The sequence below is a fragment of the Streptomyces sp. NPDC038135 genome (assembly GCF_055601245.1).
Genome location: NZ_JBVJXS010000008.1, coordinates 372,927 through 388,044 on the forward strand (window position 1 = coordinate 372,927; position 15,118 = coordinate 388,044).

Genomic DNA, 15,118 nt, shown 5'->3' on the forward strand with positions numbered 1-15,118 from the left:
CCGGGACGGGACACCGGACGACCGGGCGCGCGTGATGGCCGGGAACCGGGAGAGCCGGCACCCGAGGCATCCGACCCTGCCCGACCTGCACTCGCGCCTGCGGTCCGAGCTGGGCCGGATCGACGAGCAGCTGCGCGGGCTGCTGTCCACCATGGACCGGCTGCAGGGCCTGCTGGACGCGGTGGTGGCCATCAGCCGCGAGGTGGAACTGCCCGCCGTGCTGCACCGCATCGTGACCACCGCCATGGAGCTGGTCGGCGTCCGCTACGGGGCCCTGGGCGTCCTCAACAGGTCCGGTGAGGGCCTGGAGCAGTTCATCACCGAGGGTCTGTCCGAGCCGGAGCGCCGCGCTCTGCGAGACTCCGGCCTGCCGCGCGGCCTGGGCGTGCTCGGCCATCTGATCCGCTACCCCGAGCCGCTGCGGGTGGACGACATCCCCGCCCACCCGTCCTCGGTCGGCTTCCCGTCCGGCCACCCGCCCATGCGGACGCTGCTGGGCGTCGCCATCAGCGTCCGCGGCGAGATCTACGGCGACCTGTACCTCTCCGAGCGGCTCGACGGGCGGCCCTTCGACGAGCACGACGAGAACGTCGTCGTCGCCCTGGCCAGCGCCGCCGGCATCGCGATCGAGAACGTCCGCCTCTTCGAACGGATCCGCATCAACGCCGAGCAGTTCCAGCGGCTGCTGCTGCCCTCCCTCCCCGATCTGCGGCCCTTCACGGCCGCCGCCATCTACCGGCCCGCCGCGGAGCCCAGTCAGCTCGGCGGGGACTGGTACGACGCCGTCCAGCTGCCGGACGGCGTCGTGGCCGTGGTCATCGGCGACGTGGTCGGGCACGACCTGCACGCGGCGGCCGCCATGGCCTCCACCCGCAACATGCTGCGCGCCCTGCTGTTCGACCACCGCAATCCGCCCGGGGCGGTCCTCAACCAGCTCGACCGGACCCTGGAGGCGATCACCGACAACCCGGTCACGACCACCACGCTGGCCCGCATCGAACCGGAGGGCACCGGCTGGCGGCTGCGCTGGAGCACCGCCGGCCACGTCCCGCCGCTGCTGATCGCCCCGGAGCACCGGGCGGAACTGCTGTTCTCCGAGCCCGGGCTGCCGCTCGGCGTGGACACCGGGCAGCCCCGCCCCGAGCACTCCCGTCTGCTGCCTCCGGCCGCCACGGTGGTCTTCTTCACGGACGGCCTCGTCGAGCATCCCGACCGTGCCATCGACGAGAGCCTGCGCGACCTGGCCGACCTCGCCGCCGCGCACAGCGCGTTGCCGCTGCCGGAGTTCGTCCAGGCGCTGGCGGACCACCACCCCAGCGACGGCCACGACGACATGGCCATCCTCGCGCTGCGCACCCCGCCCTCCTGACCAGCGGCTCCGCCGCTCACCGGGCTGCCGGGCGGATCGCGCGGATCGGACGGATGATGGCTTCGAGGCGATGGTGAGCGGAGGTCGCCCGATGACTGTGGCGTGGCGGGAACGGCTCCGGCGCGGTGGCACGGCCGTCCTGGAGATCTGTGTCCTCGCCGCGCTCTACTACGGCTCGGCCCGGCTCGGCCTGCTCCAGCAACTGGTGCGCGGCCAGGTCACCCCCGTGTGGCCGCCGAGCGGGATCGCGGTGGCTGCGCTGCTGATGCGCGGCCCGCGGGTCTGGCCCGGCATCACGCTCGGCGCGTTCCTGGTCAACATCACGCTGGGACCGTCGGTCCCGGCCGTGCTGGCCATCATGGCCGGGAACACCCTCGCTCCGCTGTGCTCCTACGCGCTGCTGCGCCGCACGGGCTTCCGCGAGGAGCTGGACCGGCTGCGGGACGCGCTGGTGCTGATCTTCCTGGGGGCGTTCACCGGGATGCTGGTCAGCTCGACGACGGGCAGCGCGGCCCTGGTGCTCTCCGGTGCGGTGAGCCCCGACCGGTTCTGGTCGACCTGGATGGTGTGGTGGACCGGCGACGCGATGGGCGTCCTGGTGGTCACGCCGGTCCTGCTGGTCCTGCGCAGGGCGCGCCGGCCGAGGATCGGTCAGCCGGCCCGGTGGGGGGAGGGGCTGCTGCTGGCGGGGGCCGCGATCGCCGTCGGGTTCCTGGAGGCCAGTCCCACGCCGCTGCTGTTCCTCGCCTTCCCGCTGCTGTTCTGGGCGGCCTTCCGCTTCCAGCTGACCGGGGCCGCCCCCTGCGCGCTGGTCGTGTCGACCTTCGCGATCATCGCGGCGGCGCGGAGAACGGGTCCGTTCGCCGGGCACGACCTGGTCAGCAACATGATCACTCTGCAGGCCTTCAACGGTTCCGCCGCCCTGACCGCGCTGCTGCTCGCCGCGTTCCTCGGCGAGCGCGCCCAGTCCCAGCGGGAGATCGAACAGGCCTGCGTGCAACTGGCCGAGATGGTCTCCAAGATCACCGCCGGCGACCACCATCCCCTGCTGACCCGGGGGCCGGCCGCGACGCCCGGCATGGACGCCGGGAAGTCCGACGGAGACGTGTCGCCGGACGGTGGGGAGGGCCGGAGCGCCGACGGGCACGCGGCGGTCGACGGGGAGACCGGGACGGCCGAGGGGGACGCCGGTGAAGGGGCCGGTGCGGGCGAGCCGCGGGCGGAAGAGCCCCGGACACGGCAACGGCCGTCCCCTCATCCCTGAGAAGACGGCCTCCGACCAACACGAGAAGCTGGTCGGGACGACAGGATTTGAACCTGCGACCCCTTGACCCCCAGTCAAGTGCGCTACCAAGCTGCGCCACGTCCCGGTGCCGTTTGACCTGGGGTTTCCCCGGTCGAAACGCGCAGGGAAACAATACCGCACTCGGGTCGGTGGTCGCGCATCCATTACCGGCGGCCGCGGGCGGCGCCCTCGTCGGAAGGGGCCGCGGGGCGGCCGTCGGGGCGGCTCAGTGCGGGGTCCCGGCCTCGGCCCGGGTGAGGCCGCGTATCGCCGGGACGGCGAGCAGCGCCGCGGCCACCAGCAGGCTCACCCCGGCCGCGACCAGCAGGACCCGGCCGGCGCCCAGGGTGGCGGCCGCCGGCCCCGCGAGAGCCTGGCCGACGGGCATCATCGCGAGGGAGCCGGCCACGTCGTAGGCGTGGATGCGGTTGAGGACGTCGCCGGGCACCTGGGTCTGCACGGTGGTGGCCCACATCACGCCCCAGAAGGACAGCCCGGCCCCGGCCACCGCCGCGCCCACCGCCATGGCCGGCACGCCGAGGCCGGCGCCGACGGCGGCCGGGAAGCCGAAGAAGGCGAACAGGGCGAGCGACCCGGCGCGCAGCATGCGACGCGGCCGCAGCCGGAGGGCCAGCAGACCGCCGGCGACGGTGCCCGCGCCGAGGGCCGAGTTGATCAGACCGTAGGCGCGCGGGCCGTACCCCTGCACGACCTCGGCGGCCACCAGCGGGACGGTCGGACCCCAGGTGGCGATCATGTACACGCCCCAGATGACGATCACGCCCCACAGCCAGGTGCGGGACCGGAACTCCCGCCAGCCCTCGGCCAGATCGGCCACGAAGGCGCGCGGGCCGGGCCCGGCGGCGCGGGCGCCCCCGGGCAGCGGGGGCAGCCGCAGCAGCAGGAGGCACAGGGCGCTGACGGCGTAGGTGGCGGCGTGCGCGACGAAGACGCCGCCGGGCGAGGCGAAGCCGACCAGGAGGCCGGCGGCGGCCGGTCCGGCGAGCTGGGCCACCGACTCGGCGACGCGGATCGCGCCGTTCGCCCCCTGGACGTCGGGGGCGAGGCGGGGCACGGTGCTGGCCACACCCGGCTGGAAGACGGCCGCGGCCACCCCGCCCACGATCCCGATGGCGCAGATCTGCCACAGGACCACGTGCCCGGAGAAGAACAGGACGGCGGCGAGGGACTGGGTGACGAGCCGGACCAGGTCGGCGCCGATCATCAGCCGCCGGGTGCTGAACCGGTCGGCCATCACCCCGCCGAAGACGACGAGCCCCGCGAAGGCGGCGGACGCGGAGGCCATGGCGAGACCGACCGCGCCGGCGCCGTACCCCTGGCGCAGCAGGCCGGCGGCGAGAGCGACGGGCAGCATGGTGTCGCCGAGCCGGGCGACGGCCCGGGCCACGAAGAACAGCGCGAAGTCCCGCGACCAGACGGCGGGTCCCTCGGCGCCGGACCGGCGTCCCCGCCCCGTCCGTCCCGTGCTCGCGACGTCGTCGTGCCGTGCCCGCGTACCGGTCATCCCGCTTACTCCCCTCCCGGTGGTCCCCCGCCGCCCCGCCTCGTGCGCCGCGCGGGATCATGCCACGCCGCCGCGGTGCCCGCCGAGCCGTTTTCGGGTGCCCGTCTCAGGGGGCGCCGGACGCGCCCAACCCGGGGTGGGCGTCGAGGAGTCGGGGCGGGGCGGCCTGGCGCCAGGAGTCGGCGAGGATGTCGCGCAGCTCCGCCTCGTCGTCCAGCGCCGCGAGTCTCGCCCGCACCCAGGCGAACTGGGCCTCGTGGCCGGCGATCCAGAACTTCTCCGGTTCGGCCAGCACCAGTTCGTCGCGCTCCTCCTTGGGGCAGCGCACGGCGATGGACGTCTCGTCCTCGGGGAGGGTCGCGAACATCTTCCCGGCCACCCGGAAGGTGGGCATGTTCCAGGCGGTCTTCTCCGTGGTGTCCGGCAGGGACAGGGCGATCCGTCGTACGTCTTCTGCGTCCGGCATGTCAGGAACGCTAGCCCCCGCCACTGACAGTCATCGGGCGGCCGGCCCGACCCGCTTGTAGTAGAGGGTGGTCGGGCGCAGTTCGCCGGACGGGCTCGCCGCGTAGTCGGGGATGGCGCCGGCCCGGGTCCAGCCGGCCGAGCGGTACAGGTGCTCGGCGGGGCTGCCGGTCTCGGTGTCGAGGTGCAGCAGGGTGATGCCGGCGGAGACGGCCGCCTGCTCGGCGGTGGCGAGAAGCCTGCGGCCGAGGCCCTGTCCGCGCGCCGAGCGGTGCACCATCAGCTTGACGAGTTCGGCGCGGTGGCGGCTGTTGGGCTTGTCGGGCAGGGCCAGGCCGACGGTGCCCGCCACCCGGTCGGCGCCGTCCACGGCCACCCACACCGCCAGCCGTCCGGCCGCCACCGCCTCGGCCCGCTCCCGCCACCAGCCGGCCGCCTCGGCCGGCCCGAGCGGGGCGAGGAACCCGACGGACGCTCCCCCGGCCACGGTGTCGGCCAGCAGGCCGGCCAGCTCCTGGCATCGCTCGCGCACCTGGGCGCCGTTCCAGCGCAGCACCGTCATGGCCGCACCACCGCGAGCGCGTACCGCGCGGCGCCGGGTCCGGGGCAGCGGAACCGCGTCGGGCCGAAGACCCGCATCCGCAGGCAGTCCCCGGTGCCGAGGGTGTGCACATCGCCCTCGACGGTCACCTCCAGCGCGCCGTCGAGGACCCACAGGTGCTGTTCGAGGCCCGGCACCGGCGGGCGGTCGTAGGCGATGTCCGCGCCCGGGGCCAGGGTGCCCTCGACCAGTTCCCCGCGCAGGCCGGCGTGCGGCGGGGAGACGGACCGCCGTACGAAGCCGGCCGCCGGGTCCTGCCAGACCTGCTGGTCGGCCGCCCGGACCAGCGGGGCCGGCTCCGCCTCGACCTCGCTGAGCAGCTGGGACATGGTGCGTCCGTAGACGTGGCAGAGGCGGTTGAGCAGGGAGGCGGTGGCGCTGATCTCGGCGCGTTCGGCGCGGGACAGGGTGGACCTGCTCACCCCGCTGCGTTCGGCCAGCTCGCCCAGGGACCAGCCGTGCCCGGCGCGGAGTTCGGCCAGCCGGGAGCCGATCCGGGCGTCCACGGGGTCCGGCGCTTGGGTTCTCATATCCGGGACGCTATCCCGGATATGAGACGGGCGCGTTACGGAAGGCTCACGCCCGCCGCCCGCCCCAGGGCGTCCAGCACCGGGCGGATCAGCGGATGCTCCTCGGCGCCCCGGCGGACCGCGGCGAAGACGCGGCGGGTGGGGGCCACCCCGTCCACCGGGCGGACGACGACACCCGCGAGGTCCATGCCGCGCAGCGCGGAGCGCGGCACGAGGGCCACTCCCGCGTCGGCCGAGGCGAGGGCGACCACGGCGCGGAAGTCGTCCGAGGAGTGCTCCAGCCGGGGCAGGAATCCGGCGCTCTCGCAGGCCAGGACGACCACGTCGTGGCAGGGGTTGCCGGGGTACGGGCCGATCCACGGGTCCTTGGCCAGTTCGGCGAGGGGGACCTCGTCGGCGTCGGCGAGTCGGTGGCCGACGGGGACGACGGCGTCGAAGGGCTCGGCGTACAGCGCCATGTGGGTCAGCCGGGGGTCGTCGGCGGCAGGGGCGCCCCGGTACTCCACGGCGACGGCCACGTCCACCTGCCGGTCCAGCACCATCGGCAGGCTGGCGTCGCCCTCGGCGTCCTGGACCCGGATCCTTATGCCGGGCGCCGAGCAGGCCAGCCGGGCCACGGCGGGCGCCACCACCTCGGCGATGCCGGTGGCGAAGGCGGCCACGGTGACCGTGCCGGCCTCGCCCGAGCCGTACGCGGCCAGTTCCGCCTCTGCCCGCTCGAGCTGGGCGAGGACGGCGTTGGTGTGGCTGAGCAGGATCTCGCCGGCCGGGGTGAGCCGTACGCCCTTGGCGCCCCGCTCCACCAGCCGGTGGCCGGTCTCCTGCTCCAGCGCGGTCAGCTGCTGGGAGACGGCTGAGGGGGTGAGGTACAGCGCGGCGGCCGCCGCCGTCACCGTGCGGTGGTCGGCCACCGCACGGAGGATGTGGAGCCGCCGCGCTTCGATCATGGGGTCCATTATCGCCCCATGTCCGCGCTGGTCAGGCAGCCAGCTCGGCGCGGGCCGCGACGAACGCGTCGACCGCCCGGTTCACGTCCTCGGTGGAGTGCCCGGCGGACAGCTGGACGCGGATGCGGGCCTGGCCCTGCGGCACGACCGGGTAGGAGAAGCCGATCACGTACACCCCCCGCTCCAGCAGGAGTTCGGCCATCCGGGCGGCCTCGGCGGCGTCGCCGATCATGACGGGCGCGATGGCGTGGTCGCCGGGGAGGATGTCGAAGCCCTCCTCGGTCATCCGGCGCCTGAAGAGGGCGGTGTTCTCGGTGAGCCGGACGCGCAGGTCGTCGGCGGACTCCAGCAGGTCGAGGACCTTCAGGGAGGCGGCGGCGATCACCGGGGCGAGGGTGTTGGAGAACAGGTACGGACGCGAGCGCTGGCGCAGCAGGGCGACGATCTCGGCGCGGGCCGCGACATAGCCGCCGGACGCGCCGCCGAGCGCCTTGCCGAGGGTGCCGGTGATGATGTCCACGCGGTCCATGACGCCGTGCAGCTCGGGGGTGCCGCGGCCGGAGGGGCCGACGAAGCCGACGGCGTGCGAGTCGTCGACCATGACCATCGCGTCGTAGCGGTCGGCGAGGTCGCAGATCTCCGCGAGGGGCGCGAGGTAGCCGTCCATGGAGAAGACGCCGTCGGTGACGATCAGCTTGCGCCGGGCGTCGCCGGCGGCCTTGAGCTGCGTCTCCAGGTCGGCCAGGTCGCGGTTGGCGTAGCGGAACCGCTTGGCCTTGCTCAGGCGGATGCCGTCGATGATGGAGGCGTGGTTGAGGGCGTCGGAGATCACCGCGTCCTGCTCGCCCAGCAGGGTCTCGAAGACACCGCCGTTGGCGTCGAAGCAGGAGGAGTACAGGATCGTGTCCTCCTGGCCGAGGAAGGCCGAGAGGCGGGCCTCCAGCTGCTTGTGCACCTCCTGGGTGCCGCAGATGAAGCGGACCGAGGCCATGCCGTAGCCCCAGCGGTCGAGCGCCTCGTGGGCGGCGGCGACCACCTCGGGGTGGTCGGCGAGGCCGAGGTAGTTGTTGGCGCAGAAGTTGAGGACCTCGCCGGGGCGGCCGCCGGCGCTGACGTTGACGGTCGCGGACTGCGGGGTGTCGATGACCCGCTCCGGCTTGTGCAGACCGGCGGCGCGGATCTCGTCGAGGGTGGCGCGCAGGTCGTCGCGCACGGAGTCGAACATGGGAAGCTCCTGAAGGTGCTTGCGGGAGAGGGGTTCTACGCGGTCCAGTCGAGGATGACCTTGCCGCCGGTGCCGCTGGCGGCGTCGGCGAAGGCGGCCTCGAAGTCGCGGTAGCCGTAGCGGCCGGTGATCACGGGGGCGAGGTCGAGGCCGCCCTCCAGCAGGACGGACATCGCGTACCAGGTCTCGAACATCTCGCGGCCGTAGATGCCCTTGATGGTGATCATCGAGGTGACGACGCGGGCCCAGTCGACGGGGAACTCCTCGGCGGGCAGGCCGAGCATGGCGATCCGGCCGCCGTGCGTCATGTTGGCGATCATGTCCCGCATGGCCTCGGGGCGGCCGGACATCTCCAGGCCGATGTCGAAGCCCTCCCGCAGCCCGAGCTCCCGCTGCCCGTCCGCGATGGTGGTGCCGGCGACGTTCAGGGCGAGGCTCACGCCGATCTTGCGGGCCAGCTCCAGGCGCTCCTCGCTGACGTCGGTGATGACGACGTTGCGGGCGCCGGCGTGCCGGGCCACCGCGGCGGCCATCAGGCCGATCGGGCCGGCTCCGGTGATCAGGACGTCCTCGCCGACCAGCGGGAACGACAGCGCGGTGTGCACGGCGTTGCCGAACGGGTCGAAGATCGCGGCGACGTCGAGGTCGACGGGGACGCGGTGCACCCAGACGTTGGACGCCGGCAGCGCGACGTACTCGGCGAACGCGCCGTCCCGGCCGACGCCGAGGCCGACGGTGGCGCGGCACAGATGGCGGCGCCCGGCGAGGCAGTTGCGGCACTTGCCGCACACCAGGTGGCCCTCGCCGCTGACCCGGTCGCCGACCCGGATATCGCTGACGTCCCGGCCGGTCTCCACGACCTGCCCGACGAACTCGTGACCCAGCACGAGCGGCGTGCTGATCGCCTGCTGCGCCCAGCCGTCCCAGGCCCGGATGTGCAGGTCGGTGCCGCAGATACCGGTCCGCATGACCTTGATCAGCACGTCACCGGGTCCGATGGCGGGCTCCGGGACGTCCGTCAGCCAGAGCCCGGGCTCCGCCTTCTCCTTGACCAGCGCCTTCAACGCTACGGCTCCTGTGGGTGAGGCCCGGCCCCGCGGGCATGCCGAAGAGGCCCGCACCGGGTCAGAGGGGTGGAATCACCCCGCAATCTGCCCTACGCGCGCGCCGGGGTCCATCGATCTTTTCTTAACCGCCGCCTCAGCTTTCCTTCACGCCCCCGCGCGCGGTCCGCGCCGCGCGCCCCGGTCCGGCGGGGTCCGCGCTCAGAGCGGCAGCCCGTCCCGGGCCGATCCCTCCATGTGCGCGGCGAGTTCCGCGGCGAGCGACTTGATCGTCTCCAGGCCGCTCCGGCCCCAGACCCGCGGGGCCACGTCGGCGGCGCACACGGTGCCGAGGGCCATGCCGGAGCTGTCGAGGAGCGGGGCGCCGAGGTAGGAGCGGATGCCGTACTCGTCGACCACGGGGTTGCCCGCGAAGCGCGGGTAGTCGCGGACGTCCTCCAGGACCAGGGCCTTGCGCCGGACCACCACATGGGGGCAGAAGCCGTGGTCGCGCGGCAGGACGCGGCCGACCTCGGGCCTGCTGCCGTCCGTCCGGACCACGGGCGCGGTCGCCGGGGTGCGCAGGCCGGCGAAGAACTGGCGGTCCTCGCCGACGAAGTTGACCATGGCGTACGGCGCGCCGGTGAGCCGGGCGAGATGGTCCGCGAAGGCGTCGAGGGCGGGTTCGGGCCGCTCCCCCAGGCCGAGCCCGCGGAGTCTGGAGGCGCGGGCCGGGGCCTCCTTGTCCTCGGGCGTGAGCAGCAGACCCCGGACCGGCCGGGGCGGCTCGTAGCTCATGACCGGACTCCGGCGCTGTGGACGTACCTCATGGGGCGGCTCCGTTGGCGGGGTGGCTGGATCACATGTGGGCGCCGTGGCTCGGCGCGGGCGCCGGTGCGTGGGCGATGAGGTGGCGTACGAGGGTGAGCAGGGTCTGCACGCCGGAGCTGGAGATGCGGGCGTCGCAGGGGACGACGGGGATGCCGGGATCGAGGTCGAGGGCGGCGCGCACCTCTTCCGGGTCGTAGCGGTAGCCGCCGTCGAACTCGTTGACGGCGACGATGAACGCGAGGCCGCGCTCCTCGAAGAAGTCCACCGCCGCGAAGCACTCCTGCAGGCGGCGGGTGTCGGCGAGGATGACCGCGCCGAGCGCCCCTTCCGACAGCTCGTCCCACATGAACCAGAACCGCTCCTGCCCCGGCGTGCCGAACAGGTACAGCACGTGCCGCGGGTCGAGGGTGATCCGGCCGAAGTCCATGGCGACCGTCGTCTCGACCTTGTTCTCGATGCCGTCGAGGTTGTCGGTGGCGGCGCCGACGGTGGTGAGCAGCTCCTCGGTGCTGAGCGGGGCGATCTCGCTGACCGCTCCCACGAAGGTCGTCTTGCCGACCCCGAACCCGCCCGCCACCAGGATCTTGAGCGCGGTGGGGAACGGGTCAGAGCTGTCGTCGTAGTCCATCGAGCACTGCCTCCAGCAGAGACCGGTCAGTGGGTGTGTGGTGGAAGGCGGGGGGCTTGGTGGTCAGCGCCCCGCAGTCGACGAGGTCGGACAGCAGCACCTTGGTGACCACCGCGGGCAGTCTCAGGTGCGCGGCGACCTCCGCCACCGGCACGGGCGCGCGGCACACCTCGAGCGCCTGGGCGTGCTCGGGGCCGAGGTAGCCGAGCGGGGTGACGCCGGTGGACATCACCTGCGACATCAGGTCGAGGGCGATGCTGGGTTCGGTGCGGCCGTTGCTGACCGTGAACGGGCGCACCAGCCGTCCGGCGGCGTCGTCGAGCCACGGCCCGTCGCCGGCTGCGGCCACCCTCAAGGCCTCGTCGCCGTGGATTCGGCGGTGTACTGACGGGGCGCGGTCACCAGGTAGGGACGCACGCTCTTGACCAGCATCGCCATCTCGTACCCCAGCACGGCGGCGTCGGCCTCGCGGCCGGCCAGCACCGCGAGGCAGGTGCCGGAGCCGGCCGTGGTGACGAACAGCAGCGTCGAGTCGAGTTCGACGACGACCTGACGGACGTCGCCGCCGTCGCCGAACCGGATTCCCGCGCTGCGGCCGAGGGAGTACAGGCCGGAGGCCAGGGCCGCCATGTGGTCGGCGCTGTCGGGATCGAGGCCGTGCACGGACTTCACCAGTCCGTCGCAGGACAGGAGCACCGCGCTGGAGGTGTGCGGTACGCGCTGCACGAGGCCGCTCAGCAGCCAGTCGAGGTCGGATGCCTGGGCGGTCGGCGCATCGCTCGCCATGGTGGATCGACTCCTTGGGGTACGAAGACCAGCGGGAGCGCTGGATGTGGGGGTGCTGGGGGCGGTGTGGACGGGGCCGGTGGGTCCGCAGCGGGGGGTCATCCGGCCGGCGTGCTCCCGTCGGCACGGCCGTCGTCGGCGGCGGGCGCGTACGCGTGCTGCCGCGCGGCGGGCCGCGGTTCCGGCTCCGGGTGCTCCTGCGCACCGGCCGCCTCGGCCAGTCCTATGCCGCGCTGGAAGGCGGCCATCAGCCCGGGGTCGTGGCCCGCGACGGTGTCGCCGTCCTGACGCGGGACCGGGCCGCCGCGCAACTGCGGGACGATGTGCTCCTGGGCGCGCCGGCGCGGCAGCCGGGGCTTGCCCATGGTGCCGCGTACGGCCGTGCCGCCGCGCGGGACGGGCAGGACGCCGGCGTGGGACTCGACCGCCGGCCGGTGCTCGGCCCCGATGCCCGGGGCGGCCTCGGCGGGGTTGGCCCGCTTCTCGCGCGCGGACCGCACGGGCAGCGGGGCCGGTGCCGCCTCGCCCGGCGCCGGTCCGCTCCGTCCCGTTCCGCTCGGAGCGGTGGCGTCGCCCGTCCCCTGCGTGCGCGTACCGCTGTTCCGCCCGGCCGGGACCGGCATCTCGCCGTCGCGCCGGGGCCCGTTCTGCGCGTGCCGCCGCCTGCCGTCGGCGGGGGCCGGCAGCGCCGCGGCGGAACCAGCGCCGCCCGTGCCGACCTCGGTCCGCCCGGCGTCCGGCACCCCGGAACCGCCTGCGTGGGACGGCACGGCGTACGGGGTCTGGCCCGACGGCGCCGGCGACGGGCCGTGCGCCGCCGGGCCATCCTGCCGGGACATCGCCGTGCCCAGCAGCGCCTGGGGCACCACGAGTACGGCCTGCACACCGCCGTAGATGTTGGTCTGCAGGCGCACCGAGATGCCGTGCCTCCGGGCGAGCTGGGAGACGACGTAGAGGCCGATGCGGCCGTCGGCCAGCAGGCTGGCCACGTTGACCTGGTCGGGGTCGGCGAGCAGGGCGTTCATCCTGTCCTGCTCGCCGACGGGCATGCCGAGCCCGCGGTCCTCGACCTCCACGGCGAGTCCGGAGGTGACGAGGCTGGCGCGGAGCAGCACCTGGGTGTGCGGGGCGGAGAAGACGGTCGCGTTCTCCACGAGTTCGGCGAGCAGGTGGATGACGTCGGCCACGGCGTGCCCGCGCAGTTCGCCGTCGACGGGCGGGACCAGTCTGACCCGGGAGTACTGCTCGACCTCGGCGATGGCGGAGCGCAGCACCTCGGTCATGTCCACCGGGTTGCTCCACTGCCGCCGGGAGACGGCGCCGCCGAGCACGGCGAGGTTCTCGGCGTGCCGCCGGATCCGGGTGGCGAGGTGGTCGACGTGGAACAGGCCCTTGAGCAGGTCGGGGTCCTCGATCTCGTTCTCGAGGTCGTCGAGGATCGAGATCTCCCGGTGCACCAGGGACTGGAGCCGGCGGGCCAGGTTGACGAAGACCTCGAGCTTCTGCTCGCTGCCCGCCTGGCTGGAGAGCTGGGCGGCCTGCACGACGGCGGTGACGGCGCCGTCGTGCGCCCGGGCCAGGTCGGCGGCGAGGAGGTCGAAGTCGTCGGCGTCCGCGGGCGGCCGGCGGCCCGGCCCTCGCCGGGCCGGGGTCTCGCCCTGCCGCAACGCCTCGACGAGGGCGTGCAGTTCGGCCTCGCCACGGGCGGCGCCCCGGCGCAGCGCCTGGACCCGGTCGGCGACCGAGCGGGCGGCGCGGTCGGCGGCCACGGCGGCGATGAGGACGCCCGCGACGGTCACCGCGACCGCTCCGGCGAGCACGGCCCACAGGGTGGGGCCGGGGCGCGTGCCGGTGGAGCGCACGCTGAACAGGACGGCCGCGGTGGCGCTGAGGGCGACGGCTACGGGCGGAAGCACGGCGAGCCGCATGAGCTGGGGCCGTATGTGCGTCTCGGGCAGTGCGGGAGCGGGTCGGGCGACCGGTCTCCCGTGGCGGCCGCCCTCACGGCGGTCGGCACGGGCGGCCGGTGCACGGAGATGAGACATCTGCGTCCTCGTACTGGTCCGTCGGCCTGGTTCGCCCCAGGCCCTGTGTCGTGCGACGGACACTCACAGTAGTTGCCTGCGCATCACGTGCGGTGGGCAGTTGCCAAAGTCCCCCGGGTAGCGTCCCGCTCTGGTATGAGGCGTCGCACGACAGACCGATATCCGTGTGGGACTCCGGCGACAGATCCGCACGCACTCGATCCACCCTGGTCAGAAGCGGTCGGAAACAAGCAGCGGGGGCCGGTAGCACTGGTGTGCGTACCGGCCCCGGCCGTTCGGAGCGCCCCGTCCGGCCTCCCCCGGCCCGGGTGCCCACGGGGCGGCGGCGCCGGCGCCCGGGCGGAGCCTCCGTCACCTTCCGTCACCCGCGGCGGGCCCGGGTCACTTCGGCGCGAGCCGCTTGACCAGGCGCCGCGCCGTGGTGGGCAGACGCCTCTTCGCCTGGGCCTCGAGCGCCCGGAGCCGCTTCTCGCTGGACTCGCGCTGCGCGGTGAGGGCCGCCTCGAGCCTCTTGATGTGGGCGGCCTGGGCGGAGGCCTTCTTCTCGGCCCTGGCGGCCTGCCGGGCGATCGCCTTGTTCTGCTCCCGGAGCAGCGTGATGCGGAAGAGCAGATCGTCCACGCTCTCCGCCTCTGAACGCCGGAACGGCTGGGGGAAATCCGCCGCCCGGACCTTCCGGTCGTATTCCTCGCCGCCGTCCCCGTGCTCGTAGGCGTTCCGCAGCCCGTTCCTCGTCATGAAGTCCAGCAGCCGCTGGAACCCCTCGGCGTAATGCGCGTCGAAGGCCGTGTAGTCGGTCTCGGCGTAGAGGCCCGCGACGTCGACGTCGGCGTCCAGCTCGGTGATGACCCGGTGCGGGATGTGGTGGTACCGGGACAGCTCGAGCGTCCGTGAGTCGTGGGCGAGGACGAACGCCGGGGTACCGGCGACCAGGGCGGCGATGTTGCCGTGGATACGCGTTCCGAGGGCGAAGTCGTAGCGGGTGAGGGCGTCCATCCAGCTGTGCGGCTCCAGCGGGACGCACACGTCGGCCGTGCGTATCAGCGGGTGCGAGCTGAGGTCGGGCATCGGCGCGGACTGCCGGGCGGCGACCGCGGTGTCCCCCCAGTAGAGCGTCTGGAGGTCGCGTCCCTCCTGGGCGAAGTAGGTGAGGCCGGGGTGCTGCTCCAGGACGGACTCGTTGACGGCCGAGGCGAGTTCGGCGTTCGCGAGCCGCAGCGCGGTGGACAGCGCGATCCGGGCCCCCTCGGGCAGCTCCTGTCCGCCCGGGTGCCCCATCCGGAAGCCGGGGCCGCGGAAGTAGACCGAGGGGCATCCGATGACGTCGACGTCGCGGAAGCCGAGTTCGCCGAGGTAGCGCTGGGTGAACTCGCCCCGGACGCCGATGGACGCCGAACGGTCCAGCACCGCCCCGACGAACCGCTTGACGGCCTCGTCGACGGGCTTCAGGAACGCGGTGTCGTAGTCGAGTTTGGCCTGCGCGCCGACTCCGAAGACGACGACGGGCACCTTCAGCCTGCCGATGAGGTTCGCCAGGATGTGCAGGTGCGGAACGAACTTCGATTTGAAGGCATTGGCCATCGGCAGGACGAAGACATCGCACTCGTCGTTGATGCGGTCCGCGTCCGCGACGGTCAGTTCGGCGAAGTGCGTGGTGTCGACCCGGATTTCCGCGCCCGGCACGGACATGTGCCGGTAAGCGGAATTGGTGTACATCAGATTGCCGACGTTGCCCCGAATGCTGTTGCGCACCAAAGTGCTCTCGATCGTGGGCACGTTGAACGGGTCGTTCCCCGCCTGCATGAGAATGCGCTTCACAGGCCGAGATCGTAACCGCG

Annotated in this window: 15 protein-coding genes and 1 tRNA gene; 2 read left to right on the top strand and 14 right to left on the bottom strand. The window is 73.6% G+C overall.

The features are described from left to right. Positions 1–34: 34 nt before the first annotated feature. Together ACZ7JA_RS24525 and ACZ7JA_RS24530 are read left to right on the top strand one after the other, a co-directional pair. A complete protein-coding gene (locus ACZ7JA_RS24525; RefSeq protein ID WP_470810441.1) occupies positions 35–1,369 on the top strand; it encodes a PP2C family protein-serine/threonine phosphatase in 1,335 nt (444 codons plus the stop codon). Positions 1,370–1,460: 91 nt separating this feature from the next. Then, entirely contained in the window at positions 1,461–2,633 is a 1,173-nt protein-coding gene (locus tag ACZ7JA_RS24530; RefSeq protein ID WP_470810443.1) for an MASE1 domain-containing protein, read from the top strand. Between the two features lie 29 nt (positions 2,634–2,662). Here ACZ7JA_RS24530 and ACZ7JA_RS24535 read toward each other — a convergent pair. From ACZ7JA_RS24535 to ACZ7JA_RS24600, 14 genes are all read right to left on the bottom strand, one after another. Then, positions 2,663–2,739: transfer RNA gene (locus ACZ7JA_RS24535), tRNA-Pro, on the bottom strand. A gap of 141 nt (positions 2,740–2,880) precedes the next feature. Continuing rightward, the gene (locus ACZ7JA_RS24540; RefSeq protein WP_470810445.1) at positions 2,881–4,179 is read right to left on the bottom strand and encodes an MFS transporter; all 1,299 of its coding nucleotides are present in this window, start codon (positions 4,177–4,179) and stop codon (positions 2,881–2,883) included. Between the two features lie 106 nt (positions 4,180–4,285). Beyond that, a complete protein-coding gene (locus tag ACZ7JA_RS24545) occupies positions 4,286–4,645 on the bottom strand; it encodes an MmcQ/YjbR family DNA-binding protein (RefSeq protein ID WP_351668347.1) in 360 nt (119 codons plus the stop codon). A gap of 30 nt (positions 4,646–4,675) precedes the next feature. Next, entirely contained in the window at positions 4,676–5,206 is a 531-nt protein-coding gene (locus ACZ7JA_RS24550; protein WP_389301292.1) for a GNAT family N-acetyltransferase, read from the bottom strand. Further along, positions 5,203–5,775 carry a helix-turn-helix domain-containing protein gene (locus ACZ7JA_RS24555; protein WP_470810448.1) on the bottom strand — a complete coding sequence of 191 codons (573 nt, stop codon included), beginning with the start codon at positions 5,773–5,775 and terminating at the stop codon, positions 5,203–5,205. The genes ACZ7JA_RS24550 and ACZ7JA_RS24555 overlap by 4 nt, the downstream gene beginning before the upstream one ends. A gap of 35 nt (positions 5,776–5,810) precedes the next feature. Further along, complete coding sequence (locus ACZ7JA_RS24560) at positions 5,811–6,722, bottom strand: LysR family transcriptional regulator (RefSeq protein ID WP_351668341.1); 912 nt, start codon at positions 6,720–6,722, stop codon at positions 5,811–5,813. A 31-nt stretch (positions 6,723–6,753) separates the two neighbouring features. Continuing rightward, positions 6,754–7,947, bottom strand: a complete 1,194-nt coding sequence (locus tag ACZ7JA_RS24565; RefSeq protein WP_470810450.1) for a glycine C-acetyltransferase — start codon at positions 7,945–7,947, stop codon at positions 6,754–6,756. A gap of 35 nt (positions 7,948–7,982) precedes the next feature. Beyond that, on the bottom strand, positions 7,983–9,011 hold the full coding sequence (gene tdh, locus ACZ7JA_RS24570; RefSeq protein ID WP_351668337.1) for an L-threonine 3-dehydrogenase: 1,029 nt from the start codon (positions 9,009–9,011) through the stop codon (positions 7,983–7,985). Between the two features lie 201 nt (positions 9,012–9,212). Continuing rightward, a complete protein-coding gene (locus tag ACZ7JA_RS24575; RefSeq protein WP_450750238.1) occupies positions 9,213–9,788 on the bottom strand; it encodes a GAF domain-containing protein in 576 nt (191 codons plus the stop codon). A 61-nt stretch (positions 9,789–9,849) separates the two neighbouring features. Beyond that, entirely contained in the window at positions 9,850–10,449 is a 600-nt protein-coding gene (locus ACZ7JA_RS24580) for a GTP-binding protein (protein WP_351668333.1), read from the bottom strand. Next, positions 10,427–10,798 (bottom strand): DUF742 domain-containing protein, encoded by a 372-nt coding sequence (locus ACZ7JA_RS24585; protein WP_351668331.1) that lies wholly within the window; start codon positions 10,796–10,798, stop codon positions 10,427–10,429. The genes ACZ7JA_RS24580 and ACZ7JA_RS24585 overlap by 23 nt, the downstream gene beginning before the upstream one ends. A 2-nt stretch (positions 10,799–10,800) precedes the next feature. Further along, on the bottom strand, positions 10,801–11,235 hold the full coding sequence (locus ACZ7JA_RS24590) for a roadblock/LC7 domain-containing protein (RefSeq protein ID WP_351668329.1): 435 nt from the start codon (positions 11,233–11,235) through the stop codon (positions 10,801–10,803). Positions 11,236–11,333: 98 nt separating this feature from the next. After that, complete coding sequence (locus ACZ7JA_RS24595; RefSeq protein WP_470810453.1) at positions 11,334–13,280, bottom strand: sensor histidine kinase; 1,947 nt, start codon at positions 13,278–13,280, stop codon at positions 11,334–11,336. Positions 13,281–13,661: 381 nt separating this feature from the next. After that, entirely contained in the window at positions 13,662–15,098 is a 1,437-nt protein-coding gene (locus tag ACZ7JA_RS24600) for a polysaccharide pyruvyl transferase family protein (RefSeq protein WP_351668325.1), read from the bottom strand. Positions 15,099–15,118: the final 20 nt, after the last annotated feature.